The 26,865-nt window shown below is 39.6% G+C and carries 20 protein-coding genes; 10 read left to right on the top strand and 10 right to left on the bottom strand.

All coding sequences use genetic code 11. The features are described 5' to 3' along the window. The first annotated feature begins 302 nt into the window (after window positions 1-302). The 4 genes from ACNKXV_RS04715 (at window position 303) to ACNKXV_RS04700 (ending at window position 6,785) form a co-directional block, all read left to right on the top strand. Window positions 303-2,837, top strand: coding sequence for a TonB-dependent receptor (locus tag ACNKXV_RS04715; RefSeq protein WP_417906549.1), 2,535 nt, complete (start codon window positions 303-305; stop codon window positions 2,835-2,837). A gap of 10 nt (window positions 2,838-2,847) precedes the next feature. Next, entirely contained in the window at window positions 2,848-4,563 is a 1,716-nt protein-coding gene (locus ACNKXV_RS04710; protein WP_417906548.1) for a hypothetical protein, read from the top strand. A gap of 107 nt (window positions 4,564-4,670) precedes the next feature. Then, window positions 4,671-6,299: an Ig-like domain-containing protein gene (locus ACNKXV_RS04705; RefSeq protein ID WP_417906547.1), complete on the top strand. Its 1,629-nt coding sequence runs from the start codon at window positions 4,671-4,673 to the stop codon at window positions 6,297-6,299. A gap of 48 nt (window positions 6,300-6,347) precedes the next feature. Beyond that, window positions 6,348-6,785, top strand: a complete 438-nt coding sequence (locus ACNKXV_RS04700) for a hypothetical protein (RefSeq protein ID WP_417906546.1) — start codon at window positions 6,348-6,350, stop codon at window positions 6,783-6,785. Window positions 6,786-6,875: 90 nt separating this feature from the next. On the opposite strand, the gene ACNKXV_RS04695 is transcribed toward ACNKXV_RS04700, so the two are convergent. Further along, window positions 6,876-7,931 carry an endonuclease/exonuclease/phosphatase family protein gene (locus ACNKXV_RS04695; protein WP_417906545.1) on the bottom strand — a complete coding sequence of 352 codons (1,056 nt, stop codon included), beginning with the start codon at window positions 7,929-7,931 and terminating at the stop codon, window positions 6,876-6,878. 96 nt (window positions 7,932-8,027) lie between these two features. Here ACNKXV_RS04695 and ACNKXV_RS04690 point away from each other — a divergent pair, with 96 nt between their 5' ends. Together ACNKXV_RS04690 and ACNKXV_RS04685 are read left to right on the top strand one after the other, a co-directional pair. Beyond that, complete coding sequence (locus ACNKXV_RS04690) at window positions 8,028-10,820, top strand: TonB-dependent receptor (RefSeq protein WP_417906544.1); 2,793 nt, start codon at window positions 8,028-8,030, stop codon at window positions 10,818-10,820. A gap of 1 nt (window position 10,821) precedes the next feature. Continuing rightward, window positions 10,822-12,201: a DUF5689 domain-containing protein gene (locus ACNKXV_RS04685; RefSeq protein WP_417906543.1), complete on the top strand. Its 1,380-nt coding sequence runs from the start codon at window positions 10,822-10,824 to the stop codon at window positions 12,199-12,201. A gap of 1 nt (window position 12,202) precedes the next feature. Here ACNKXV_RS04685 and mfd read toward each other — a convergent pair whose 3' ends face one another. Further along, on the bottom strand, window positions 12,203-15,583 hold the full coding sequence (mfd, locus tag ACNKXV_RS04680; RefSeq protein WP_417906542.1) for a transcription-repair coupling factor: 3,381 nt from the start codon (window positions 15,581-15,583) through the stop codon (window positions 12,203-12,205). 189 nt (window positions 15,584-15,772) lie between these two features. Between mfd and ACNKXV_RS04675 the strand changes: the two genes are divergently transcribed. Next, the gene (locus ACNKXV_RS04675) at window positions 15,773-17,128 is read left to right on the top strand and encodes a dihydrolipoyl dehydrogenase family protein (protein WP_417906541.1); all 1,356 of its coding nucleotides are present in this window, start codon (window positions 15,773-15,775) and stop codon (window positions 17,126-17,128) included. A 5-nt stretch (window positions 17,129-17,133) separates the two neighbouring features. Here the strand turns inward: ACNKXV_RS04675 and ACNKXV_RS04670 are convergent, their stop codons facing one another. The 6 genes from ACNKXV_RS04670 to ACNKXV_RS04645 all read right to left on the bottom strand — a co-directional run bounded on the left by ACNKXV_RS04670 (window position 17,134) and on the right by ACNKXV_RS04645 (window position 23,345). After that, on the bottom strand, window positions 17,134-17,919 hold the full coding sequence (locus tag ACNKXV_RS04670) for a tryptophan-rich sensory protein (RefSeq protein ID WP_417906540.1): 786 nt from the start codon (window positions 17,917-17,919) through the stop codon (window positions 17,134-17,136). A gap of 11 nt (window positions 17,920-17,930) precedes the next feature. Continuing rightward, window positions 17,931-18,566 carry a ligase-associated DNA damage response endonuclease PdeM gene (gene pdeM / locus ACNKXV_RS04665; RefSeq protein WP_417906539.1) on the bottom strand — a complete coding sequence of 212 codons (636 nt, stop codon included), beginning with the start codon at window positions 18,564-18,566 and terminating at the stop codon, window positions 17,931-17,933. 1 nt (window position 18,567) lies between these two features. After that, window positions 18,568-19,719, bottom strand: coding sequence for a methionine aminotransferase (locus ACNKXV_RS04660; RefSeq protein ID WP_417906538.1), 1,152 nt, complete (start codon window positions 19,717-19,719; stop codon window positions 18,568-18,570). Window positions 19,720-19,797: 78 nt separating this feature from the next. Next, entirely contained in the window at window positions 19,798-20,541 is a 744-nt protein-coding gene (locus ACNKXV_RS04655) for a succinate dehydrogenase/fumarate reductase iron-sulfur subunit (protein ID WP_417906537.1), read from the bottom strand. A gap of 80 nt (window positions 20,542-20,621) precedes the next feature. Beyond that, on the bottom strand, window positions 20,622-22,625 hold the full coding sequence (locus tag ACNKXV_RS04650; RefSeq protein WP_417906536.1) for a fumarate reductase/succinate dehydrogenase flavoprotein subunit: 2,004 nt from the start codon (window positions 22,623-22,625) through the stop codon (window positions 20,622-20,624). A gap of 3 nt (window positions 22,626-22,628) precedes the next feature. Next, complete coding sequence (locus ACNKXV_RS04645) at window positions 22,629-23,345, bottom strand: succinate dehydrogenase cytochrome b subunit (protein WP_417906535.1); 717 nt, start codon at window positions 23,343-23,345, stop codon at window positions 22,629-22,631. 264 nt (window positions 23,346-23,609) lie between these two features. On the opposite strand from ACNKXV_RS04645, the gene ACNKXV_RS04640 reads away from it, so the two are divergent. Genes ACNKXV_RS04640 through ACNKXV_RS04630 form a run of 3 tightly spaced genes read left to right on the top strand, consistent with a single transcriptional unit; the run spans window position 23,610 to window position 25,327 of the window. Beyond that, a complete protein-coding gene (locus tag ACNKXV_RS04640; protein ID WP_417906534.1) occupies window positions 23,610-24,119 on the top strand; it encodes a DinB family protein in 510 nt (169 codons plus the stop codon). Between the two features lie 3 nt (window positions 24,120-24,122). Next, on the top strand, window positions 24,123-25,040 hold the full coding sequence (locus ACNKXV_RS04635; RefSeq protein WP_417906533.1) for a DnaJ C-terminal domain-containing protein: 918 nt from the start codon (window positions 24,123-24,125) through the stop codon (window positions 25,038-25,040). Next, the gene (locus tag ACNKXV_RS04630; RefSeq protein ID WP_417906532.1) at window positions 25,037-25,327 is read left to right on the top strand and encodes a chaperone modulator CbpM; all 291 of its coding nucleotides are present in this window, start codon (window positions 25,037-25,039) and stop codon (window positions 25,325-25,327) included. Before ACNKXV_RS04635 ends, ACNKXV_RS04630 begins: the two co-directional genes overlap by 4 nt. Here ACNKXV_RS04630 and ACNKXV_RS04625 read toward each other — a convergent pair whose 3' ends face one another. Together ACNKXV_RS04625 and ACNKXV_RS04620 are read right to left on the bottom strand one after the other, a co-directional pair. Beyond that, window positions 25,328-25,888: a GNAT family N-acetyltransferase gene (locus tag ACNKXV_RS04625; RefSeq protein WP_417906531.1), complete on the bottom strand. Its 561-nt coding sequence runs from the start codon at window positions 25,886-25,888 to the stop codon at window positions 25,328-25,330. Beyond that, a partial coding sequence (locus tag ACNKXV_RS04620) for a WD40/YVTN/BNR-like repeat-containing protein (RefSeq protein ID WP_417906530.1) occupies window positions 25,851-26,865 on the bottom strand: 1,015 nt, incomplete at its 5' end. The genes ACNKXV_RS04625 and ACNKXV_RS04620, both read right to left, overlap by 38 nt.

The raw sequence follows: 26,865 nt of genomic DNA, 5'->3' as shown, positions 1-26,865 counted from the left end.
TGTGCCCGGATATAAATTTTATAAAACTTTGAAAATTAAGCCCTGATATGTTTCAGGGCTTTTTTTATAGAGGAGACCGCAACTTATTTATTAACAATGGTTTAAGCGCAGGGAAATTGAATGTAAATTATTGACAATCAGTAAATAACAGAGGTTTTGTGAGGATGTTTTTGTATCCAAAAGGGTGAATCTGTTATTTTCTGTCTCTAAAAAGTTAAAATTCTTAACAGTAAGATAATGGATATTAAGCAAGAAATGCTTTTTTTTGCTGCGAATTAAAAACAATCACAAACACAAAACAAATGAGGAAATTATTTCTCTTAGCAATGTTTTTGACATCTGCTACGATTTTTGCTCAAGGAACTATCACCGGATCGGTTATAGATTCTGAAACGAACGGACCGCTCCCGGGAGCTAACGTTATGGTAGTTGGTACTAACAACGGTACCATGACCGATTTTGATGGAAACTTCTCTCTTGAAGTGAAAAGATCTAAAGGTACTATTAAGGTTAGTTTCGTAGGTTACGCTCCAAAGGAGATTCAATTTAACCTATCTGGCGGTACGCAGGACCTTGGTGGAATCGTGCTGGATCCAGATAACAATGCTCTTGAAGAGATCGTTGTAACGAGTTTCTCTTTAGCAATTGATAGAAAGACGCCGGTTGCGGTATCTACTATCAGCGCTGCTGAAATTGAAACTAAAATTGGAAACCAGGAATTTCCTGAAGTTTTAAAATCCACTCCAGGGGTTTATGCTAACAAAGCCGGTGGTGGTTTTGGAGATGCTGAACTTAGAATGAGAGGTTTTGAAGGAGAGAACATTGCGGTAATGATTAATGGTGTTCCTGTAAACGACATGGAAAACGGTCGTGTATACTGGAGTAACTGGGCAGGTCTTTCAGACGTTACCAGAACCATGCAAACTCAAAGAGGTCTTGGAGCTGCAAAAGTAGCTGTGCCTTCTATTGGTGGTACAGTGAACGTAGTTACTAAAACTACTGATGCTGAAAAAGGTGGAAGCATTTATGTTGCTACAGGTAATGACGGGTACACTAAATTTGGTGCTACTGTTTCTACCGGTGTAACTGAAAATGGACTTGCTGCTACTGTATCTGCTTCAAAAACTGTTGGAGACGGATATGTTGACGGGACTGAATTTATTGGATACAACTACTTCGTGAACATTGCCAAGGAACTTGGTGAAGATCATGAAATTTCTTTTACTGCTTTTGGTGCACCACAAAGACACGGTCAGCGTCAAAACAGATACACTATGGAAACTTACAGAGAAAGTGACCGTGGTATCAAATTCAATGGTGACTGGGGTTACCTAAATGGAGAAGTTACTCATATCGAGGATAACTTCTACCACAAGCCTCAAATGTCTTTAAACCACTATTGGGATATTAGTGAGAAAACTCAATTATCTACTGCTGTATATGCCTCTTTTGGTTCAGGTGGTGGAGGCGGATGGGCCGGAACTAACAAGTTTGGTCTTGACTCAAAATACAGAGACGGTTATTTACAGCCGGTAAATTTCGACATGATCGTTGAAGAAAACATAGAAAGAGGAGCTGAAGGATCTGAAACTATCCTTAGAGCTTCAAGAAACGACCACAACTGGTACGGAGCACTTTCAACTCTTTCTACAGATATTACAGAAGATATCGAATTGCTTGCAGGTGTAGATCTTAGATACTACAAAGGGAAGCACTTCCAGGAGGTAACTAACCTTCTTGGTGGACAGTACTACTACGATGATTCTAATGAGAATGATCCTGTAAACCTTGCAAGAGTAGGTGACAAGATTAACTACTGGAATGATGGTATCGTACTTTGGGAAGGTGGATTCCTTCAGGCTGAGTACTCTAAGGGAGACCTTGATGCTTTTGTTTCTGTTGCAGCTTCTAACACTTCTTATAAGAGAATTGATTACTTCAACTACCTTGATTCAGATCCTAACCAGGAAACAGATTTTTATAACTTCTTTGGTTACTCTGTAAAAGGTGGTGCTAACTACAACTTTACTAAGAGCAGTGGTTTATTCGCTAACATAGGATACTTCGAGAAAGCTCCTTTCTTTGATGCAGTATTCCTTAACTTTGTAAATGATGTAAACCCTGATGCTGAAAACCAGAAAATCTTCAGTACAGAACTTGGTTATACATTTAGAAATTCAGTACTAAGAGCTAACTTTAACGCTTATAGAACTGTATGGAGTGACCGTTCTTTGATCTACTCTTATAACAATCCTGATGGATCTCTTGGAGTTGCTAACATTCTTGGAGTAAATGCACTTCACCAGGGTCTTGAATTCGATTTCGAGTACCGTCCATTCGATAAACTAAGCATCACAGGTTTTGCTTCTGTAGGTGACTTTACCTGGAAAGATGATGTAACTGGTGTTCAGATCTTTGACGAAGAGCAACAACTTATCGAAGAGATCGACCTTTACATAGGTGATACTAAAGTAGGTGGTACGCCACAAACTACTGCAGGTTTAGGATTGGATTACGAATTCTTAACTGATATGAGATTCAGAGCGAACTATAACTATTTCGCAGATTTCTATTCAGATTTCGATCCTGTAAGCCGTACAAGCGAGAACACTCCTGAAGTTTGGAAATTACCAGCTTTTGGAACTCTTGACCTTGGATTAACGTATGATTTCTCTGTAGCTGGATTTGATGCTACTTTGAACGCTAACGTTTATAATATGACCAATACAGAATATATTGCTAACGCACAGAACGGTCTTAATAACGATGCACGTACTGCAAGAGTATGGTACGGTTTCGGAAGAACATATACTGTTGGAGCAAAACTTAATTTCTAAAAAAATAATAATGAAAAAGTCTTTTAACCTTTTATTGATGTTATTAGGACTGGTTGTAGTTAGCTGTAACCCTCTTGATGATATTCATGATGAAATTGACAACGAGCTGGACAATCGTCTTGCTGTTGCTCAGGCTGATTATGTGCTTACTGAAGATGATTATGATGACCTTGGTCAAAACTTTCCTAACTTCAGTTCCGTTGATGACGCAAAGACATTGATCCCTACTTTGCTTTCAGATCTTTACCCAACTTACGGTGCTGGATCTATTATTAATGTAGGATTTGATCTTTACAACCCTCTAAGAGTAAAATCTTATACTGTTGCAGGATCAGATTACGCGATGATCGATCTTTCTGTAGATTATTTCTCTGGAAGAGGTGAGATCGTAGATTTTCTTGAGGCTAAATATCCTCAGGCTAAAAATGGGGAGTACGTAAAACTTACTTACAATATCCTTGCAGAGGAAATCGAGTACACTTTAACCGATGAAGATTTTGATGTTGTGAAGGATGAATTAGGTGATGTTTACCCAGATCCTGCTTCAAGTGCTGCTAATTACAATAACTTCGATAGAAGAGAAGGTAGAGATGCTTACTGGAGTAACGACATGATCCTGGAAGCTCTTGCAGTAGTAATTTCTGAAGAGTTTGGAGATGTTGCCGGACAAAAGTATAATGTGACTTACCCTATTTATGATGGTAGCCCGGGAACTGAATCTATGACTGTTCAGTTTGACGGTAATGCTTATATCAAAGTTGGTGGTACATCTTACGAATTATCTTCTGGTGATTACGATGCAATAGGTGTGGAATTTGCTACTGCTTATCCTGGTCCTGCTGCAAACGTGGCAAGATTTGGATCTTTTGATGTAAGATCTACAAGTGGAAACTACTGGAGTGAATCAATGCTTTTAGAGGCGTTTAATTTTACTCTTGATAATGCTTATCCAAATGCTGTAGACGGTGATAAATTCATTGTTACCTATAAAATCTATAACGGTTCTCCAGGTGTCGCTGTTATGAATGTTGTTCTGGATGGTGGTACTTATGTGATCGATACTGAAGCTTCTGTTTCAACTATCGAGGAAACTACAGTATTCGCGTTTACTAACGACGATTGGGATGAGCCTTATATGCTTCCTGCAAACAGCTATACTGAAGAATTCGGTCAGCGTTTTGGTAACTTTGGAGATAAAGACGAAGCTTACGCTAAAATCGCTATCTTCCTTGGAAGAAACTTCCCTTATGCTGAAGAAGGTGAATATAAAGCTGTTGGATTTAGATTCTACAATGGATCTGAAACTGTAACAGAATATGTGAACTACGTATTTGAAAACGGTAAGTGGAAGGCTATTCCTTCTGTAACTTCTGAAACTCTTCAGTTTGGTTACGAGAATGGAACATGGGTACCTGATAATACCATTAAATACTCGCTTATAAAAGCAGATTATGGTATCATCGCAGATGCTTTGTCTGGTACAACTGGTTTCGAAACTCAGATCGCAAGTATGGAGCGTTACTCTAACTTCGACCGTAGACCAGGTGCAAGTGCATACTGGAATGATGAGATGATCCTTACTGCAATGCAGGCGTTCCTTAACGAGATCGCTCCAAATGCAGCTGAAGGTCAGAAGTATGTTCTAACATTCGATATTTACAATGGTTCTAATACTACAGAAAGCATTTCACTTATCAAACAAAATGGTGAGTGGGTGCGATTCTAATTAGGATCTAACATACATATTTTATAAAAACCTCTTATCCCCCGGGTAAGAGGTTTTTTAATTGGTTGATTTATATGATATTTGCAATCCTGATATAAAAATCTACAATGAAAAAATTATTTTATTTAGCTACATGTATAGCCTTTCTTGGATGTAGCTCAGAAGAACCTGCTCCGGCACCAACTCCAACTCCCACCAAAAAAAGCCCTGTAGCAGTAGATGATACTGTGAATGCTGTAGAGAATGAAGAAAAGGTTATTGCCGGCGAAGATCTTTTAAGCAATGATACCGTTGTAGACAATGCCAGGATTTCCGGTTTTGATGCTAATACCACCAAGGGTGGGGAAGTGGTTGATAACAGAGATGGAACTTATACCTATACTCCTCCCGCCGACTATACTGGTGAAGATAGTTTTGACTATAACTTATGTGTTCCGGGAGATGCAGATAGATGTTCTTCGGCAACAGTAAAAATTACCATTTCAGATGCCGGTACTCCTGTAGCTAACGATGATAGCTATGAAACTACTGAGAATAAATCTTATAATATCTCCAACTATCTTGATAATGATAATCTTGTAGATAACGCAAACCTTTCAGGAATTGATACTACGGGTACCAATGGAACCGTAGAAGTTAAAGAAGATGGAACTTTTAGATACACCGCTACAAATGGTTTCCACGGGGTAGATACTTTTACCTATACCATTTGCGATGACGATGAGACTCCAAACTGCTCTACCGCAACAATAAGTATTACTGTACTTGATGAAGGTGAGCCAACGGCTAAGGATGATGAAGTGGTGGTTGAAAAGAATGCTGTGAATGTTAATTTAGTAAGTCTTCTTTCCAATGATGATCTTAGTGACGATGCGGTGTTAACTTCTATAGATGCAAGTGGATCCAATGCAACAGTAATTTTGAGTAATGATGGGACGGTAGTTTATTCTCCGGCTTCAGGATTTACAGGTTCAGATAGTTTTACGTATACCATTTGCGATGATGATAACACCTGTTCAACGGCAACCGTTAGTGTTACTGTTGTTGATCCGGTAAGTTTTAATGTTCCTGCTCATCTTCAGGATTATTATTCGGATGTTACCTTTACCGTAGATCCAACACTATTATACAGTGAACTTGCAAGCCATACAGATGCAATGCATACTAACAGGCTGGAGTATTTCCAAAGGCACGATTATCTTTATGATGCAGATGCAGATCTTGACGATGATAGTATGGTTGTTTTAATGTATTCGGGAGAACTTAGACCGGATGATGAATATCAATTAGGCGATCTTAACGAAGGAGAGACTTATAATACCGAACATATTTATCCGCAATCCAAGCTTGATACTGAAGAATCTAAAAATGACCTTCATTTATTACGTGTGGTAGATGTAGAGGTAAATTCAGAGAGATTGAATTATCCTTTTACTGAAGGTAGCGGGGTTTACAAACTTGTGGATGGGGACAAATGGTTCCCTGGTGATGACTGGAGAGGGGATGTTGCCAGAATTGTGATGTATGTGAATATTAGTTACGGTGATAATTTCGAGGAAGTAGGAAATCTTGACCTGTTCTTGAAATGGAATCGTGAAGATCCTGTTTCGGCATTCGAATTACAGCGTAACAACGTAATTGAAGGCGCTCAGGGAAACAGAAATCCTTTTATAGACAATCCATACCTTGCAACCCTTATTTGGGGCGGAGAGGCGGCTGAAAATCGCTGGGAGTAATCTAATAAGCTTTTATTAACTTCAACTGACTAATTAATACGATTAAAAATGTACAAGACTATTTTATTCATCCATTCATATTGGGCATATCTGGTGCTATTCATGTTGCTGATCGCAACCTTTAATGCCATTATAGGATTTGCTTCCAATAAAGAATATTCTGCCACCAATTTCAGAATTGCTCTTTTTACACTGATTGTTTCACACATTCAGTTATTGATAGGGTTCTTCCTGTATTTTACAACCCCTTATTTTAAAATGTGGGCTGAAGCAGGTATGGGTGGAGTAATGAGCGATTCCACGCTTAGACTCTATAATGTGGAACATCCTTTAATGATGATCATTGCCATAGCTTTGATCACGATTGGATATTCAAAACATAAGAAAAAATTAACCTCCAGACCAAAATTCAAGATGCTGGCCATTTTTTACGGCTTTGCTTTTGTAGTGGTGCTTTCCCGAATTCCATGGAGCGCATGGTTCTAATCAAAAAATAACTAAAGCGCCATCAGCTAATTCTGAAGGCGATTTGACTAATAAAAAACCTCCTGTGACGGGAGGTTTTTTTATGGGTTATTATTTAGCTTCTTTTATCAGATACATATAAATCGGAAAGTGATCGCTGTACCCGGGTTCATATCCGGAACTGCCATAAGTTCTTCTTGGATACCCTCTGTATTGCCCGTTCTGACTAATTAGAAATGGTTTGTTGAATATCCCGGCTTTATAAAACTGAAAACCCTTAAAATCCCTGGAAACCAAACTCTGTGAAACATAGAATTGATCGAATAAATTCCAGGAATCCCGGTAGGCTAAAGTTCCCTGACCATTTTTCAACATTTTTTCCATAGGATTATAGAGTTCCTGCTCCTTTAAACCGATGATGTCTGATTTTGTTTGAAGAATCTTTTTAAAACTTATATTGGTGGGGTCATCATTAAAATCGCCCATGCTTATAATTTTGGCCTTAGGATCTAACCGGTATAAGGAATCGATGATTCTTTTATTTAGGAGTGCAGCTTTCTCGCGTTTATAGGCGCTTTTTGCTTCGCCACCGGAACGAGATGGCCAGTGATTCACTATAAAATTAATTTCCTCTCCGTGTACAAGTCCACTAACTACCAATTGATCTCTGGTGTAATCTCTTTTCTCGGCATCAAAGATCAATAATTTCCTGGCCTGAGAATTTAAAGGTAGAAATTTTTCTTTCCTGTAAAGTAAAGCTACATCGATCCCACGCTCATCTGGAGAATCGTAATGAGCGATCCCGTACTTGAAATCTGTAAGCAAGGGATGTGAAATAAGGTCTTCCAGAACGCTTCTATTTTCGATTTCACATAGTCCAATTACCAGAGGTGGCTTTCCGGTTCGTTCTGTCCCAATTTCTGAAAGTACCCGGGCGATATTGGCAATTTTAACCCGGTATCGCTCCTGGGTCCATTTGTCCTTTCCTAAAGGCGTTCTGTCATCATCAAAAGTTAAGGTGTCGTTCTCTGTGTCAAACAGGTTTTCCACATTATAAAAAGCAATGGTTTCAATGTGATAATCTTTAGCACCCTGAGCAAGGACGTGGATAGGAACAAATAAAATAAGCCAGAGCGTTAGGCATATTTCTAAAAATGAATGTTTCAAATTTTATAATTTATTGATGAATTTAAAGTACTGAAAATTTGGTAGTTATAAATTAAATTTCTAAAATTATCATACATTTTTGAGGATAAGGCACAAATGAAAATTTCGATTTTTTGGGTGTGTCTGCTTACTTTTATCACATTTAGCTTTAACGCCCAAACTCCTGTCGTTACCGGCAGGATTGTAGATGCAATCACCAATGTGCCCTTACCACAGGTAAAAATTGCAACCGAAGGCTCTTTTACAGAAGTCTTTACAAATCCGGAGGGATACTTTTCTCTGGAGGCAACAAATTTTGCCTCTTCTGAAATCATTCTTCAACTTTCACATCCCAACTTCCTGTCCAAAAGGCTGGCTATTAAAATAACTTCAGAAAGCAAGGATCTGGGGATAATTGTTTTGCAGCCCGATCCGTTTTACGAAAAGGCTGCGCAAAATAGCATTTCATTAACTGATGCTGAAATTTTACAGGAGGAAGCCGAATTTGATAATATTTCGGGCCTTCTCCAGGCATCAAAAGATCCATATTTAAATGCGGCTGCTTTTGATTTTGGACAGACTTTTTACCGGGTTCGGGGCCTTGGAGCTGAAAATGCAAAACTGTTGATCAACGGCATCGAAATGAACAAATTGTATGATGGAAGGCCACAATGGAGCAATTGGGGAGGGCTTAATGACGTACAGCGAAATCAGGAATTGTCTCCGGGAATTAGTCCAGATGATTATGATTTTGGTGGGCTGGGAGGAACCACAAATATCCTGATGCGGGCATCTAAATATCCGAACAACGGTAGGTTAACCCTTTCTGGTTCTAATAGAAGTTATACCGGTAGAATAATGGCTACCTATGCCTCGGGTGAGCTTTCCGGTGGCTGGTTTTATGCTTTTTCTACAGGTAGGCGTTATTCCGAAGAAGGTTACATTGAGGGAACAGTCTTCTCTGCCAATTCCTTTTTTGTTGCTATTGAGAAACAACTTAATCCTGCCCATTCACTGAATCTCGCCGCGATCTATACCCCGGTGACGCGTGGAAGATCTGCGCCTTTAACCAGTGAGGTATTAAATTTAAAAGGCGCTACTTACAATCCATATTGGGGCTATCAGAATGGAAAGATCAGGAATAGCCGAATGAGGGAAGTGAAAGAACCAATAGTAATGCTAAATCATATATGGATCTTAAATTCTGAAATTGAAATAAATTCCGGACTCTCATTTCAATTTGGTGAAGTGGCCAATTCCCGAATCGATTATGGAGGAATGAACATTGCAGATGCCAATGGACAGGAATTCTTTTATGGTGCGGGCTCCAACCCTGATCCGGTATATTATCAAAAGTTGCCTTCTTATTTTCTGCGGTTTGAAGGCGACGAAAATTTTGAAAAAGCTTATCGCGCCAGACAAGATATACTTACTAACGGACAACTGAACTGGTCAGGTTTATATGAAGGAAATATTTTAGGGGTTGATGGAAATGCTATTTATGCCCTTGCAGAAGATGTTAACCGGGACAGACTGTTGCACGGAAATTCAGTTTTAAACTGGACTCCTCACGACCACTTAAAATTAATTGGCGGCGTAAAATTCGCTAAACTCTCCGGCGAAAATTTTGCCAGAATTAAAGATCTCTTCGGGGCCGATAGATTCTTAGATGTAGATATTTTTTCAAATTCCGCTCAAAGTGATCTTCGGAATCTTAATAGAACTGTGGCTGAAAGTGAAACTTATAAATATAATTATATCGTAGATTCTGAAAGCTGGGAAGGTTTTTCACAGCTTCTATTTAGAAAAGACAAACTGGAATTAAGCCTTGCCGGCAAAATTGGAGCTGTTAGTTTTCAACGTACGGGCAACTATCAAAATGGCACCTATCCGGGAAATTCTTACGGCGAAGGTGAACAATCGAATTTCCGGGAATATGGGGTAAAAGGTGGAGTACTGTACAAACTGTCCGGGAAACAGAATTTTCAATTCAATGCTGCGGTTTTAACCAATCCGCCCGCTTACAAAAACGTATTCCTGAATCCCAGAGTAAATAATTTACTGGTTCCGGAAATTGATGAGGAGCAGATTTTCACTTCAGATCTAAGTTATCGTTACCGTACTTCTAAATTTAATACCCGCCTAAGCCTGTTCTATTCAGAAATAAAGAAAATTACTGAAGTAAGCTATTATTATACAGATGGCCTTTCCGGGCTTGGTCGGGAGAATACCCGTGCTTTTGTGCAGGAGATACTAACAGATGTGGATAAACAATATATGGGGCTGGAATTCGGGGCCGAGTATCAGGTCACCTCCACGATTAAACTAAAAGCAGCAGCAGGTTTAGGTGAGTACATTTATTCCAATAACCCACAACTCAAACTCAGTTCTTCAGCCTTTCCCGAAAAATTGGATTACGGCCAGGCCTTTCTTAAGAATTACCGCCTGCCGGGTGGGCCACAAAATGCTTTTCAATTAGGTTTCGAATATCGCGATCCCGCCTATTGGTGGTTTGGTGCTTCCGTAAATTATTTTGAGAAGGCATTTATAGATATTAATCCGCTTCTTAGAACAACTAATTTCCAAAAGGATTATGATGGGTTGCCGCTTGTGGAATATGATGCGGAAGAAGCTCGAGATTTATTGCAACAGGAAGAATTTCCGGGATATTTTATAACCAATCTTATTGGTGGTAAAAGCTGGCGGATCAAGAATAAGAATCTGGGAATGTTCGTGAGTATCAATAATCTGTTCGATAAATTTTACAAATCGGGTGGATTTGAGCAGGCACGGAATTCAAATTTCAGGACCTTAAAAGAGGACAGAGCGAGGAAAATGCCGGTCTTTGGAAATAAATACTGGTTCGGGCAGGGGACAACATTTTTTGCGAATTTAAATTATAGGTTTTAAGATGAGGAAGAGGAGCTTACTTTGGTTATTGCTTGTTATAAACGCATTACTGGTCTCCTGCGTGCAGACAGACGATTTTGAACTGCCGGAATTACCTCTGGAAAACATTCAAATCGATGGTGATCTTACCAGTATCGCGGCCGTAAAAGGCAATTTTAAACCTGATACAGGGGAGATCCATAATTTTAGCGAAACTAATACCTGGTTCGAGGCTTATGTAATTAGCAACGATGCTGCCGGGAATTTCTATAAAGAACTCATCGTTCAGGATCTTCCTGAAAATCCCAATGCCGGAATTCATATACTTTTAGATGATAATTCCCTGTATGAAACCTATAATTTTGGTCGGAAAATATACGTAAAACTGGATGGATTAAGCTTAGGCTACAGTAATGGAGTTCATCAACTGGGAATACAAAACAGGGGAGACATAGTGCCTATTCCGCCTTCTCTTATCGATGATCATATAATTCGATCTGAAATAACTTCAGAAATAAAAGCACTGCCTATTCATATTTCTGATATCCGGCCAGAGTTGAAGAACATATTTGTAGAATTAAAAGATCTCCAATTCGATGTAAACCTGGTAAGAGAAAATGACATATTTTCATTCGCATCCCATCGGTATGACCGCTATGACGGCGAAAGACAAATGGAAAGTTGCTCCACCCGTGAAACCATATTTTTAAGCACGAGTACATTTTCAAATTTTAGATCCCTATTGTTACCTACGGGATCGGGAAGTGTGAAGGGAATTCTTAGCCGGGATTATTATGATGAACATTATGTAATTATGGTGAATGATCCTTCAGCTATAAAACTGGATGGTCCAAGATGTGATGTGGAATTTCTGGATTGTGGCGAAAATTCAGATCCGGCTTCTCAGGTAAGATTCGAAGAAAATTTCGATGGAGTTACCTCCAATTCTATACTCACCTCGAGAAAATGGACCAATATCAATGTTAGTGGAGGTGAGAAAAAATTTACTCCAACCATGGTTAATGGAAATCGGGTTTTAAGGATTTCAGCATACAATACTTTGGAAAATCCTCTGGAAGCATGGCTGGTAAGCCCGCCTATCGATGTTTATCCAAATAGGGTAGTGGAATTTGATATTCTCTCATCCTTTGATAACGGAATGTTTTTAAAGGTGTTTGTAACCACAGATTTTACAGGAGATCCACGAACCACATCCTGGATCCCGCTTGATGCCAGCGTGCCCATGGGTCCATCAGGCAGGAACGAAGATTTCTTTAAAAAATCTCAGATTGATCTTTCCTGTGTGGAAGGCAAACTCTGGATAGGCTTTAAATATCTTGGAGCAGCGCCAGACAAAACCACCACTTATGATCTGGATAATTTCAGTGTGCTGAGCAATTAAATTAACTTACAGCTTCCTCTTTTTTCTCTCTAAAATCCAGGGGTTCCAGTACTTTAAGCGCTTTATTAACTGATGTGATCTTATCAAAAGTCAGTAGTAACCTCAATCCATTACGGGTTTGTTTTTCCTTCATCGTACAATTTTGCCTGTGCGTTTGTACGTATTGTAAAACCTTGGTGAAATTAGAAGTTTGATAAAATCTCGATTTTTGATCGGCTATAAAATATCCAATCATTTTATTCTTTTTCATCATCACTCTTTCCAGACCAATTTTTGCGGCGATCCATTTAATTCGAACAGAATTAAGGAGATCTACTGCCTGTGTTGGTAATTCACCAAATCTATCTACCAGTTCTGCTTCAAATTTCTGAAGTTCTTCTTCGGTCTTGAGTTCATTTAGCTTGGTGTACAGGTTGAGCCTTTCAGCAATATTATTGATGTAATCATCAGGGAACAGCAGTTCAAAATCTGTATCGATCTGAGTGTCCTTAACAAAATCCTTGTGCTCCACATCTTCAGTTTCAGCATACAGATCGCGGAATTCATTTTCTTTTAATTCCTCAATTGCTTCGTTCAGGATCTTTTGATAAGTGTCAAATCCAATATCATTGATAAATCCGCTTTGTTCGCCACCAAGAAGATCTCCGGCACCTCTAATTTCAAGATCCTTCATGGCAATGTTGAATCCACTTCCTAATTCTGAAAATTGCTCCAGAGCCGTGATCCTTTTGCGGGCATCTTCGGTCATTGCAGAATATGGCGGAGTTATAAAGTAGCAGAAAGCTTTTTTATTACTTCTTCCAACCCTTCCTCGCATTTGATGCAGATCTGACAACCCAAAATTATTGGCATTATTTATAAAAATGGTGTTTGCTTCAGATACATCTAGTCCGCTCTCCACAATGGTTGTGGAAACCAAAACATCGAATTCACCATTGATAAAACTAAGCATCAGTTTCTCAAGTTTCTTTCCTTCCATCTGGCCATGACCTATACCAATTTTGGCATCTGGCACAAGCCGCTGGATCATTCCGGCAACTTCTTTGATGTTTTCCACGCGATTATGTATAAAGAAAACCTGTCCGCCACGTTGGATCTCATATGATACAGCATCCCGAATGGTTTCTTCAGAAAATCTGATCACATGACTTTCGATAGGATAACGGTTTGGCGGCGGAGTAGTGATCGTGGAAAGATCACGGGCGGCCATCAAACTGAATTGAAGAGTTCGGGGAATCGGTGTTGCTGTAAGAGTAAGGGTATCCACATTCTCTTTGATGGTCTTTAGCTTATCTTTTACTGCAACTCCAAATTTCTGTTCTTCATCAACTATAAGCAGGCCAAGATCTTTGAATTTAACCGCTTTGCTAACCAGTTGATGGGTTCCTATTATAATATCAACTTTCCCAGCTTCAAGATCGGCAAGAGTTGCTTTTCGTTCTTTTGCCGTTCTAAATCGGTTTAAATAATCGATCCTTACCGGGAAATCCTTAAGCCTTTCAGTAAAGGTTTGATGATGTTGAAATGCCAGAATGGTAGTAGGCACCAAAACAGCTACCTGTTTGTTATTATCCACTGCTTTAAAAGCAGCTCTGATGGCAATTTCAGTTTTTCCAAAACCAACATCCCCGCATACTAGGCGATCCATAGGTCTTTCATTTTCCATATCGGCTTTAACCGCTGCAGTGGCCGAACTTTGATCGGGAGTGTCCTCGTACATGAAAGAAGCCTCGAGTTCGTGTTGCAGATAGGAATCAGGATCGTATTTAAACCCTTTTTCCATTCTTCGCTTCGCATAAAGTTTAATAAGATCGTAGGCGATATGTTTTACGCGGGCTTTAGTCTTTTTCTTAAGATTCTTCCAGGCGTTACTTCCCAGTTTATAGATCTTGGGAGGTATCCCATCTTTCCCATTAAATTTTGAGATCTTATGCAGGGAATGTATGCTCAGGTAAAGGATGTCCCGTTCCCCGTAAATCAACTTTATCGCCTCCTGTTTTTTGCCTTCTACATCGATCTTCTGTAGACCGCCAAATTTCCCTATCCCGTGGTCAATATGCGTAACGTAATCGCCAACTTCCAGATTGGTTAATTCCTTAAGAGTAATGGCCTGCTTTTTGGCATATCCATTTTTAAGATGGAATTTATGATATCGTTCAAAGATCTGATGATCTGTATAACAAACAGTTTTTGAATCTTCATCGATAAACCCTTGGAACATTGAAAAGACCGGAGTTTGATACTTTACTTCTCTTTCCTGATCTTCGAAAATATCATGGAAACGTCGTGCCTGTTGATCACTAACACAACAAATAAAATTTTGATAACCGCTTTCCTGATTTTCAATAAGGTTATCTATCAATAAGTCGAATTGCTTGTTGAAAGATGGCTGTGGTTTGGTGTTGAATTGTATGGTTTTGGCCGAATCTAAGAAGGCGGTATTACTGAGTTCTACTGCGGTATAATAGAGTAAATGCTCTTTAATTAATTTCCCGTTACAAAACAGTTCTTTAGGTTCACTATGCTTCACTTCCTGTGGAAGCTGTTTAAATGCCTCTTCCGCTTTTTTGAAGAGCTTGTCTGCCTGAGCGGTTAAAAGATCCAGGTTCTTTATGAAGGTGACCGTCTTTTCTGAAATGTATTTGAGGAAACTTTCTCTAACCTCGTCAAGATGCTTGTTCTCGACATTCGGCATTACAGAGATCTTTTTCTTTTTATCTGTAGATAACTGAGTTTCCACATCGAAGGTTCTGATGCTGTCCACTTCATCTCCAAAAAATTCGATCCTGTAAGGCTCATCATGACTAAAAGAGAAGACATCTATAATCCCTCCTCTAACTGAAAATTCTCCGGGTTCAGTAACAAAATCCACTCGTTTGAACTGATATTCAAACAGGACTTCATTTACAAAATCAATCGACAATTCATCGCCAATACTGATTTTTAAGGTACTTTTATCCAGTTCCTTTCGGGTTACCACTTTTTCAAAAAGCGCATCGGGATAAGTAACGATAAGGGCAGGTTTTTTTCTGGAATTGATTCGGTTTAAAACTTCTGCTCTAAGAAGTACGTTGGCATTATCTGTTTCCTCGATTTGATAAGGCCGGCGATAACTCCCCGGATAAAAAAGTACATTCTTTTCCCCAACCAGTTGCTCAAGATCATTGAGATAATAAGCGGCTTCTTCCTTATCATTAAAAACCAGCAAAAACGGTCTTTCTGCAGTTTTAAATGCGTTCGCCACCACAAAGGAAAGGGCAGAGCCTACGAGTCCCTTAAGATGAATGTTCGAGCGGTTTTTTTCAGAAGAGGCAATGGCGGTTTGCAATTCCTGCTGTTGCAGGGATTGTGCAAAATTCTGGGCGATAAGATTTGTACTCATTACCACAAAGATAATTTCATACAAATTGCCTTACAACCAGATCATTGATTTTTAACGATTATATAGCATTCAACTTTTTTTACCACTTCTCTAACATAAGAAAGTAGAGGGCATGCGTACCTTTCGGCTAATGAGAAGACAGGGATATATCTTCAGAAAAAAGTTTTTTAGGAATTGAATTTGAGGGAAATGGGAATAGAAAAATTTGATGTTTTTGTTATAGGCACCGGGACAGCGGGAAAAAGTGTTGCTAAAGAATGTGCAAAAGCAGGTTTGAAAGTGGCTATTGCCGATAATCGGGAATTTGGAGGAACATGTGCCAACAGAGGCTGTGATCCTAAAAAAGTACTTATTGGGATTACCGAGATCATGGACCGGGCAGAGAAAATGAAAGGGAATGGGATAAGTGCCATGCCAAAAATGAGCTGGAAAGATCTTATGAAATTTAAAGGAAATTTTACAGAAGCCGTTCCTGCAGCTACCGAAATTGATCTGGAAAATTTAGGGATCACGATGTATCACCAGTCACCAAAATTTATTGATGAAACCACCATCTCTGTAGAAGGGAAGACCGTAAACTTTGATAAACTGGTGATCGCCACAGGAATGAAGCCAATGGAATTACCAATCCCGGGAAGGGAATTTCCCATTGAAAGTGATGATTTCCTGGAGCTGGAGGAATTGCCGGAAAGTATGATCTTTATTGGAGCCGGTTACATTGGGATGGAGTTTGCTCATATCGCGGTGCGTTGCGGGGTTGACGTTACTGTAATAGATACCGCGCCTGCGCCTTTAAATAATTTTGATGCAGACCTTGTAAAATATCTGGTAGAGTATTCAGAAAAGATTGGAATTAAATTCATTTTTAATGCTGAAGTGGTCGAAATTGAAAAGCTTAGGAAAAACTATCGGGTAATTGCCGATCAAAACGGGAAAAAGGTTGAGTTCAAGGCCGCCTGCGTGGTGAACGCGGCAGGGAGAGTGCCGGCAATCGGCGAGCTTGAGCTGGAGAAGGGAAATGTGGAATATTCCAACAAAGGAATAAGTGTAAATAAGAATCTCCAAAGCGTTTCCAATAAGAATGTATATGCCTGTGGGGATGTGTCCAATAGTGAAGGTTTGCCGCTAACACCGCTGGCTTCGCAGGAAGGAAGAGTGGTAAGTGCGAATATTCTTAATTTGGATAGGCCCAGGGAATATGATTATCCGCCACAACCATCTGTAGTCTTCACCTTGCCAAATCTGGCTTTTGTGGGCTTATCTGAAAAGCAGGCTAAAGAAAAAGGATATGACTTTCGGGTAGAGTCTAAATGTGTACCCGATTGGTTCAATTCAAAAAGGATCAATGAAGATATCTACGCTTATAAAACCATAGTGGATAACAAAACAGACCTGGTATTGGGAGCGCATTTGCTAAGCAGTGAGGCAGGTGAAACCATCAATATGTTTGTAATGGCCATGTGCGGAAAATTAGATTCCGGAACCTTAAAAAGCATGATCTTTACATATCCTAGTTGGGCAGGAGATATAAAATCAATGATTTGATCCGGTTATTTTAATAGTTGAGATAGGGGATTGGTTTTCCGGTTTTTAAAGCCGTGGTAGCTAACGTAAATAAAAAGAAAGAACGCGGCACTTAGCGCCGTATAGGCAATTTCAGGATTTGCATCTGTGTGTTTAGAATAGATGGCAACCAGAGCCCATACTCCTACAAGGGCAAATTCCCTCATGTTCCTATAATAGATCATTAGTCCGTTAATAACAGTGGCGATAATAATCATTATAATAGTCCATTGTTGTGCTGAAAAAATGGCTCCATTCCAGCCAAGCGAAGTAAGCCAGGCAGCGACATTGGCGATACTGGCTACGGTGATCCATCCGGAATAAAAGCAAATTGGCCACCAGTAAAAGGCGATGACAGCCAGAGGCGCATCCCAGATCTCCATTTTATTTTTGATAATGACCATGCAAAGGCTGAATAAAATAAGAAACATGAAGAGAACTGAAATTCCGGGAAGATCATAAAGCCAGGTTGCTACCCAAACACAGGAACTAAGGTTGGCAGAAATTAACCAGCCGGACGTATTTTTAATAAAATCGGTGCGTTTTTCTCTTGTGAAGGCCTGATGCAACATAAAACCGGTTAGCGCAAGCAATCCCAGATAAATCACTCCCCAAATGGAAAAGGCATAACCCGCAGGAGTAAATAAATTCGCATACTTAGCGCTCATTTCTCCTATAGTAGTATCATTTATTTTTCCTGTTTGCGCAAAGAAGTTGACAGCAATAGTGAGGATTACTGAAAGGAAATTGAAAAGAGCGAGTTTTTTGAACATATGTTGTAAAATCAAATTACCGGGATCACTTCCTTGCCGGTAATGGCAAAGATCCTGTCGCCTTCTTCAGGTTTCATGAAATAATTCCCTGTAAATTCCCCAAATGCCGGTAGGATCATTTGATTCCCGCTTCTGAAGAAACAAGGCAGCTTTAATAATTGTCTACCGCCACCGCGCATTTTGTAACCCGGATGAACATGACCACAAATATTAAAAAGATCACCATGATCTTCGGGGTGATGTGTAAGCATAAATTCTCCTATCTGGAGCTGTGAAAAAATATCTATCCCTAAAGCCTCGTATTGTAACGGGGAGATAATATCATGGTTTCCGGCGATAAGGTGAACCTGATTATTTATTTTTTCAACCCAATCTGAGAAAATATCCCATTCCATATTAAGCGAGCTGTGAAAAAGGTCTCCCAGGAATAAGATATGTTCGGGATCAAAATCTTTTAGAATTTGGTCCATGCGTATAAAGTTTTGTACTATGGCCTGTACCGGAACCGCACTTCCGTATTTTCTGAAATGAGAAACCTTGCCAAGATGCACATCTGCTACCAGTAAGATCTCCTGTTCAGGCCAATAAGCCGCTCCCAGTGGGTGTAATACAAAATCCTGTTGACGTATCCTGATGTTCAGGTTCATATTATAGATTGCAAAGTATCTCTGCAGCTTTTTCCAGGGTTTCATCAGTCTTTGCGAAACAAAATCTTAACTGACTATTATCCTGTTGATTAATATTAAAAACGGAAACCGGGATGGCCGCGAGTTTATATTCGCGAACCAGTCGTTCTGCGAAATTTACATCATTTTCACTTGTTATACCAGAAAAATTAAGAAGCTGAAAATAAGTCCCTTTAGACGGGATATAGGTGAATCTTGATCCCTGGATGAGATTTAGAAAATAGTCCCGTTTTTTCTGATAAAATTCAGGAAGTTCCAAATAGTGTTCAGGCTCTTTCAAATATTCAGCATAGGCGCGCTGCATTGGGTGATTAACCGAAAAGACGGTTAATTCATGGATCTTCCTTATCTCCTGCATTAAAAATTCCGGAGCGACACAATAGCCCGTCTTCCAGCCTGTATTGTGAAATGTTTTGCCAAAAGATCCGCAAATAATGGCTCTCTCAGCCAGTTTGGGAAAACGTGCCGCACTGTTATGTTCGAGCTGGTCAAATATGAGGTGCTGATATACTTCATCGCTCAGCAGGATTATATTGGTTCCTTCAAGGATCTGTTGTAATTGCAGCATATCTTCTTTGGAAAGTACAGTTCCCGTTGGATTATGCGGTGTATTAATGATGATCATCCTTGTTCGGGAAGTAATTGCCGATTTCACTTCCTGCCAGTCAACTTTGTAATCCTGGCCTTTAAGCTGAATTTGAATAGGCTTCCCGCCAGCAAGTTGGATTGTGGGTTCATAACTATCGTAGGCAGGTTTTAATACTATTACTTCGTCCCCTTTTTTTACAAATGCTGAAATGGTACAAAACAAAGCTTCAGTAGCACCAGAAGTTACCGTAACTTCATTGTTAGGATTATAAGTGTAGCCATACAGACTTCTGAATTTTTCAGAGATCATCTCCCGCAGTTCTACAACTCCAGCGTCTGGGGGATATTGGTTATGGCCATTCTCCATCGCTTTTGTTACCAATTCCTGAAGTTTGCTGTCTGTCTCAAAATTTGGAAATCCCTGAGACAGGTTTAAGGCATCATGTTCCTGAGCCATTTTGCTCATCTTGGAAAAAATGCTCGTTTTAGTGCCGGGTAATTTTGAAGTGAGGTCTAAAGAGGCCATAGATCAATTTTTAAATAAATTGCATAAAAAATCCCGGACTGCAAAGCCCGGGATTGATATTTATTAGCCTGATAAGAATTACTTAATAGATGCTTTCAAATATTCTCTGTTCATCCTTGCGATGTTCTCCAGAGAGATTCCTTTAGGACATTCAATTTCACAGGCTCCGGTATTGGTACAGTTACCAAATCCTTCTTTATCCATTTGCTCCACCATTTGTAGAACCCTGCGATCTGCTTCAACCTGACCTTGTGGAAGTAAAGCCATCTGGCTTACTTTAGCCGAGGTGAAAAGCATGGCACTGGCATTTTTACAAGCAGCAACACAAGCTCCACATCCAATACAGGTTGCGGCGTAGAAAGCCATATCTGCACTCTCCTTATCAATTGGAATAGAGTTGGCATCCTGAGTATTTCCGGAAGTGTTTACCGAAATATAACCACCGGCCTGTTGAATACGTTCAAAGGCACTACGGTCTACTACTAAATCCTTGATTACCGGAAATGCTTTTGCGCGGAAAGGTTCAATAACAATGGTGTCTCCATCCTTGAACTTTCTCATGTGCAGTTGACACGTAGTAACACCGCGATCGGGACCATGAGGTTCCCCGTTGATCTGAAGGTTACACGATCCGCAGATTCCTTCACGACAATCGTGATCAAATGCAACCGGTTCTTCACCTTTATTGATAAGTTGTTCATTAAGAACATCCATCATTTCAAGAAAAGACATGTCAGATGAAATGTCTGTTACCTGATAGGTTACCACTTTTCCTTTAGTGTCGGCGTTTTTTTGACGCCATATTTTCAATGTAAGGTTCATACTTAAAGTATTGAGCGTTTAGAAATGAGATCTTAGAAATTTTTAGGCGAATGCCCGTTCTTTAATCTCAAATCTCAAATCTATTTATAACTCCTTGTTTTAACTTCGATATTTTCGTAATCCAGTGCTTCCTTATGCAGGATGGCATCTCCGGGATTTCCAGTGTATTCCCAGGCTGCAACATACATAAAGTTCTCATCATCTCTAAGAGCTTCACCTTCTGCGGTTTGGTACTCTTCTCTAAAGTGACCTCCACAAGATTCATTTCTGTGAAGTGCATCTTTTGCGAAAAGCTCTCCTAATTCAAGGAAATCTGCAACACGACCGGCTTTTTCAAGCTCAGCATTCATTTCGTTGGTAGATCCCGGAACTCTAACATCTTTCCAGAATTCTTCGCGAAGTTCTTTGATTTCCTGAATAGCTTCAGTTAATCCCTGAGCATTTCTGGCCATTCCAACTTTGTCCCACATGATCTTTCCTAAGATCTTATGGAAGTGGTCAACAGATTTTGTTCCGTTATTGTTCACTAATTTCTCAAGTCTTTCTTTAACCTCAGCTTCAGCTGCATCAAATTCAGGAGAATCTGTTGGAATTTTTCCGGTTCTAATATCCTGAGAAAGGTAATTACCAATAGTATAAGGCAACACAAAATATCCATCTGCAAGTCCCTGCATCAAAGCCGAAGCTCCAAGCCTGTTTGCTCCGTGATCTGAGAAGTTTGCTTCTCCAATCGCGTAACAACCCGGGATGGTTGTTTGCAGGTTGTAATCTACCCAGATTCCACCCATAGTATAGTGTACCGCAGGATAGATCATCATAGGAGTTTCGTATGGATTTTGATCTACGATCTTCTCATACATCTGGAAAAGGTTACCATATTTGGCTTCTACAACCTCTTTTCCAAGTTTTTTGATCTGCTCATCTGAAGGATTATTCAGTTTTTGCGTGGTTGCGGCTTCTTTTCCGTAACGCATGATCGCAGAACTGAAATCCAGATAAACAGCTTCACCGGTTTTATTTACACCAAACCCGGCATCGCAACGTTCCTTTGCTGCCCTTGAGGCCACATCACGTGGTACAAGGTTACCAAAGGCTGGATATCTTCTTTCCAAATAATAATCTCTTTCTTCTTCTGAAAGGTCTGTTGGTTTTTTCTTTCCGGCTCTAATAGCCTCTGCATCTTCTTTCTTCTTAGGAACCCAGATTCTACCATCATTTCGAAGAGATTCAGACATCAAGGTTAGTTTAGACTGATGATCTCCGGAAACAGGAATACAGGTAGGGTGAATTTGTGTAAAACAAGGGTTGGCAAAATATGCACCCTTCTTATGAATTTTCCAGCTTGCAGTAACATTACTTCCCATTGCATTTGTGGAAAGGAAGAAAACGTTTCCATATCCACCGGAAGCGATCACTACCGCGTGAGCTGAATGTCTTTCAAGTTCTCCGGTTACAAGGTTTCTCGCAATGATCCCCCGTGCCTTACCATCAACCTTTACAATATCCAGCATCTCGTGTCTGTTGTAAGATTTGATCTTACCACGGTTTATCTGGCGGTTCATAGCAGAATAGGCTCCAAGCAATAATTGCTGACCTGTTTGTCCTTTTGCATAGAAAGTTCTTGAAACAAGTACTCCTCCAAAAGAACGGTTATCTAATAGACCACCGTATTCGCGGGCAAAAGGAACTCCCTGTGCCACACACTGGTCAATAATATTTCCTGATACTTCTGCCAATCTATATACATTGGACTCTCTGGAGCGGTAATCCCCTCCTTTAATAGTATCGTAGAAAAGACGGTAAACAGAGTCACCATCTCCCTGATAATTTTTAGCGGCATTAATACCACCCTGAGCAGCAATAGAGTGAGCTCTACGAGGCGAATCCTGGTAGCAAAATGTTTTCACATTATAACCAAGTTCAGCCAAAGTCGCAGCTGCACTACCTCCTGCAAGTCCGGTTCCAACCACGATAACATCGATGTTTCGTTTGTTGGCCGGGTTAACCAGGTTTATGTCGTTTTTATGATTGGTCCACTTTTCTGCCAATGGGCCTTTAGGTGTATTCGATTCAAATAATCCCATAGCTTATATTTTTTCTAGTACAAAGTGAATATAAAAAGGTATAACAGCAAATGCCAGAGGAACCAGCACTGCGAATGCATAACCTGTTTTTCTGATAAACCCATTGTATTTTGGGTGATTGGCACCCAATGATTGAAATCCACTTCCAAATCCGTGGTAAAGGTGGAACCCAATGGCCAGCATGGCAATCGCATATGCAAAGGCCCATATAAGACCGTATTCTACATCCTGAAAAGCTCTGATGGTGTGGGTGTATAGATCTTTAACCTCGGCTCCGTTCTCGGTTACGTAAATTGTATCGTCCAGTCCGCCAAATTTCATCTCAGACCAGAATTGTATCATATGGATAATGATAAAGGCCAGAATTACTGTTCCAAGAACTCCCATGTTTCTTGAAGACCAGGTTGAATTGGTAGAAGGTTTAAAGCTTACATAGCCCTGTGGTCTAGCCTTGCGGTTGTTAATGGTTAACATTAAACCGTCGATCGCATGGAACAGGATACTGATATAAGTTAAATAAGAAAGAATTTTTACAGCCGGATTAGTAGACATGAATAATGCATATTCATTGAACTGATCCTTTGCCGCGTCACCTACCGGTAAGAGTAATTGGAGGTTTCCTAGTAAATGACCTACTAAAAACAGGCACAGAAAAAGGCCGGTGAAAGCCATCCAGTATTTTTTTGCCAGTGATGACTTTAAAAGCGCAGATTTCGCCATAAGTGTTTTGAATTATTTTGATAAGAGTGCAGCAAAAATACAGTTCATTTGAATTTATTACAAACTTTAGGTGTCTTTTTCCCATCTATTTAGAACTAATTTAAAGTACTTCATAATTTGCTGAATTTTTTAAATTCTAACTTCATAAATAATCAGGCTCAATTATTTATTCTTCCGGAATTAATATTTCTCTAAATCTGTTTTGGGAAAAGCTTAACTGCCTTCAAAATTCAATTTTTGTAATTTCAGATCATAGCAAAATTTATGAAGGAGAAAACCAAAGAATTAATACGAATGTTGTCTGAAACCTTTGAAGGTGATCCCTGGTATGGAGATTCCGTAATGCGGCAATTGGAAAATGTACCTTATAAAGTTGGGTATAAATCCTGCATTCCGGATTCACATAGCGTAGCGCAAATTGTGGGACATCTTATAAGCTGGAAAAAATTTGCTCTGGCGAAATTGAAGAAGGACAAAGACTGTGAAATTGAAATAGATTCCAAAAAGGACTGGCCGCCTGTGACAGTAAATTCTCAGGAAGCCTGGGAAGACCTTAAAAAGGAACTTGTGGCTATACAATCCAAGATCTATGAATTCTTAAATAATAAACCTGATGATTCATATCTGGAGGAGAAAGTAGAAGGCAAAGATTATGATTTCGCCTATTTGATAAGAGGTATCCTTCAGCATGATATTTATCACATTGGTCAAATTGGATTGATCTCCAGTCAGTTTAAAAAATCTGAAACTGACGCAGGAATATTTAAAGCTTGATAGATGGATTTTATAGATTACTATAAACTTTTGGAACTTGATAAGTCTGCTACTCCTGAGCAGATCAAAAAAGCCTACCGTAAACTGGCTCGTAAATATCATCCGGATCTTAATCCCGATGATAAAACAGCTCAGGCAAGATTCCAACAGATCAATGAGGCGCATGAAGTTTTAAGTGATCCTGAAAAACGAAAGAAATACGACGAGTACGGCAAAGACTGGCAACATGCCGATCAATTTGAGCAAGCTAAAAGACAGCAAGCCTCTTCGGGAGGTTTTGGTGGTGGATTTGGAGGTGCTCAATCCCAGGGCTACTCCGGAAATTTTGATGATGATACTTTCTCAGACTTTTTTGAGCAAATGTTTGGGGGTAGAGCAAGAGCGCAGGGTGCCCACAGGGGTGCACATTTTAAAGGTCAGGATTTTAATGCGGAACTTCAGCTAAGATTAAGTGATGTATATGATAGTAAAAAACATACCATTACCGTAAATGGGAAAAATATACGACTCACAATCCCTGCCGGAGTAGAGAATGGGCAAACCATTAAAATTAAAGGCTATGGTGGCCCCGGAATTCAGGGAGGTCCCAAAGGGGATCTTTATATCACCTTTAATATACTTAACGATACTAATTTCAGGAGAGAAAAAGCAAATCTTTATACCACTCATAATTTACCTTTAACTACTGCTGTTCTTGGTGGAGAAATTGAAGTAAATACCTTCAATGGAAAGGTTAAACTAAAGGTAAAACCGGGAACCGCGAGTGGAAGCAAGGTTAAATTAAAAGGAAAAGGTTTTCCTCGTTATAAGAAACAAAATGAATTTGGAGACCTGTACATTACTTACAAAATTGAAGTTCCAGAGCAACTGACTGAGAAACAAACGGAATTATTCCGGGAATTGAAAAAAACAGGATTATGAAAGAACAAGATTTAATTCCTGCAGATGTAATTTGCGTTCAATATAAGGTAGAACGGTGGTTTGTAAACGCTCTTGGTGAAAGTGGAATTATTGAGATAATCAAGCAGCAGGAAACTGAATATATACATTGTGATCATCTGGCCCAGTTTGAGAAAATGATGAGGCTTCACCGGGACCTTCAAATAAATATGGAAGGCCTGGAAGCCATAAATCACCTGTTGAATAAGGTTGAGGAATTGCAAAAAGATAACAGGCGATTAAAAAACCGCCTGGACCTATATGAGTGATTACAATTCCTTTTTATAAAGCATCAGTTTGGCGGGATCGTTGGGAATCGTGGTAAATTCTATAAATTCGAATCCCAGCTTTTCAAGTAATTTTTGGGAACCGGAATTCTCCTCTACTGTAATTGCAGATAACTCCTTTAAATTAAAATAGGTTTTAGCCGCCTTTACAAGGAAAGAAGCAGCCTCCATGGCATAACCCTTCTTTTCAAATTCCCGTAAAAATGCGAAACCAAGGTCTATACCTTCGATACCTTCCCTATCGTATAATCCGCAGGCCCCAATTTTCTTCTCATCACTTTTTTGAACTACCGTATAAGAGGAGAAGCCTAATCTCTCAAATTGAGGCAACATTTTATCCTCTATATATAACCTGGCCTTATCTATATTGTGAATATTTCGATCACCTATAAAACGAAGGCATTTTGGAGAATTGAACAGTTCGAAAACAAATTTCGCATCTTCAGTTGAAGTTGGTCTTATCCATAATCTTTCCGTTTCGAATATCTTAACCTCCGTCATAAGCTTATTTAACCTCAAATTTCTCTTCAGCAGTTTTGCCATTAAGCTTTAATACCATTTTATATTTTCCTTTCGGAATATAGTAAAGGCCATTATCTGCTTTTGAAGAGGTTGTGTCCTTATTTTCCTTTTCAAGATTTTGAGCGGCATCAGAGGTGATTGTAAGGTCATATTCACCGGTATTGAAACCTTTTTCTGCATCCATATCGATCTTTTGTAAAACGACTCCGGAAGTAGATTCAATAGTGATACTTACTTTCCCAGCCTTAGCTGAATAAAAAGTAAAATCTATCGTTGGCTGGTAAGGATCTCTCCATTTACTATAAGAATTACCCCATCTTGGTGAGAAGCGAATACTTTCTTCTGTTGAAAGGCTTAAGGCGTCCTTTAAATTTTCCTTTTTCATTTCTGAAATTGCCGCAACATCGGCAATATAGATAGACCTTCCATGGGTACCTACAATCAGGTCTCTTTCTTCTTTATGAATTCTTAGATCGTGCACGGGAACATTTGGAAAATTAGTGCTGAAGGCATCCCAGCTTTCACCGCGGTTTAAAGAAATATATAGCCCATTGTCTGTTCCCAGATATAGAATATTCTCATTATTTGGATCTTCCCGTATTACATTTACCGCAGCTAAGGGTAAATTTGAGCTGATGCTTTTCCAGCTCTCACCCGAATTTTCGGATACATATATATAAGGTGTAAAATCATCCTGACGGTAGCCATTAAGGCTCAGATATACCCTGTCTTTTGCGTGCTGTGATGCGATTATTCTCGAAACCCACAGATCTTGTGGTAATTTCTCGCCAATATTGGTCCAGGAACCGCCACCGTCTTTTGTTCGGTAGATTTTACCGTCATCACTTCCTGTATATAAATATCCAAACTGGTAAGGTGATTCAGAAATTGTGGCAAGGGTTCCAAAAGGCACATCACCTTTTTTGCCGCCACCGGTTAGATCATTTGAAATTGCAGTCCAGGTTTCTCCCTGATCCATACTTCTCATCAATTTGTTT

Source organism: Christiangramia aquimixticola (assembly GCF_048285835.1).
GTDB lineage: Bacteria > Bacteroidota > Bacteroidia > Flavobacteriales > Flavobacteriaceae > Christiangramia > Christiangramia aquimixticola.
Note: the sequence above shows the minus strand (reverse complement) of the source record. Positions and strands in the feature narration are given on the sequence as shown.

Excerpts from the sequence above, each read along its gene's own strand:
- ACNKXV_RS04705 (WP_417906547.1), top strand. The coding sequence starts at position 4,671 with ATGAAAAAATTATTTTATTTAGCTACATGTATAGCCTTTCTTGGATGT.
- ACNKXV_RS04675 (WP_417906541.1), top strand. The coding sequence starts at position 15,773 with ATGGGAATAGAAAAATTTGATGTTTTTGTTATAGGCACCGGGACAGCG.
- ACNKXV_RS04635 (WP_417906533.1), top strand. The coding sequence starts at position 24,123 with ATGGATTTTATAGATTACTATAAACTTTTGGAACTTGATAAGTCTGCT.
- pdeM (WP_417906539.1), bottom strand. The coding sequence starts at position 18,566 with ATGAACCTGAACATCAGGATACGTCAACAGGATTTTGTATTACACCCA.
- ACNKXV_RS04625 (WP_417906531.1), bottom strand. The coding sequence starts at position 25,888 with ATGGCAAAACTGCTGAAGAGAAATTTGAGGTTAAATAAGCTTATGACG.
- ACNKXV_RS04650 (WP_417906536.1), bottom strand. The coding sequence starts at position 22,625 with ATGGGATTATTTGAATCGAATACACCTAAAGGCCCATTGGCAGAAAAG.
- ACNKXV_RS04640 (WP_417906534.1), top strand. The coding sequence starts at position 23,610 with ATGAAGGAGAAAACCAAAGAATTAATACGAATGTTGTCTGAAACCTTT.
- ACNKXV_RS04655 (WP_417906537.1), bottom strand. The coding sequence starts at position 20,541 with ATGAACCTTACATTGAAAATATGGCGTCAAAAAAACGCCGACACTAAA.
- ACNKXV_RS04690 (WP_417906544.1), top strand. The coding sequence starts at position 8,028 with ATGAAAATTTCGATTTTTTGGGTGTGTCTGCTTACTTTTATCACATTT.
- mfd (WP_417906542.1), bottom strand. The coding sequence starts at position 15,583 with ATGAGTACAAATCTTATCGCCCAGAATTTTGCACAATCCCTGCAACAG.
- ACNKXV_RS04670 (WP_417906540.1), bottom strand. The coding sequence starts at position 17,919 with ATGTTCAAAAAACTCGCTCTTTTCAATTTCCTTTCAGTAATCCTCACT.
- ACNKXV_RS04685 (WP_417906543.1), top strand. The coding sequence starts at position 10,822 with ATGAGGAAGAGGAGCTTACTTTGGTTATTGCTTGTTATAAACGCATTA.
- ACNKXV_RS04630 (WP_417906532.1), top strand. The coding sequence starts at position 25,037 with ATGAAAGAACAAGATTTAATTCCTGCAGATGTAATTTGCGTTCAATAT.
- ACNKXV_RS04710 (WP_417906548.1), top strand. The coding sequence starts at position 2,848 with ATGAAAAAGTCTTTTAACCTTTTATTGATGTTATTAGGACTGGTTGTA.
- ACNKXV_RS04700 (WP_417906546.1), top strand. The coding sequence starts at position 6,348 with ATGTACAAGACTATTTTATTCATCCATTCATATTGGGCATATCTGGTG.
- ACNKXV_RS04660 (WP_417906538.1), bottom strand. The coding sequence starts at position 19,719 with ATGGCCTCTTTAGACCTCACTTCAAAATTACCCGGCACTAAAACGAGC.
- ACNKXV_RS04715 (WP_417906549.1), top strand. The coding sequence starts at position 303 with ATGAGGAAATTATTTCTCTTAGCAATGTTTTTGACATCTGCTACGATT.
- ACNKXV_RS04645 (WP_417906535.1), bottom strand. The coding sequence starts at position 23,345 with ATGGCGAAATCTGCGCTTTTAAAGTCATCACTGGCAAAAAAATACTGG.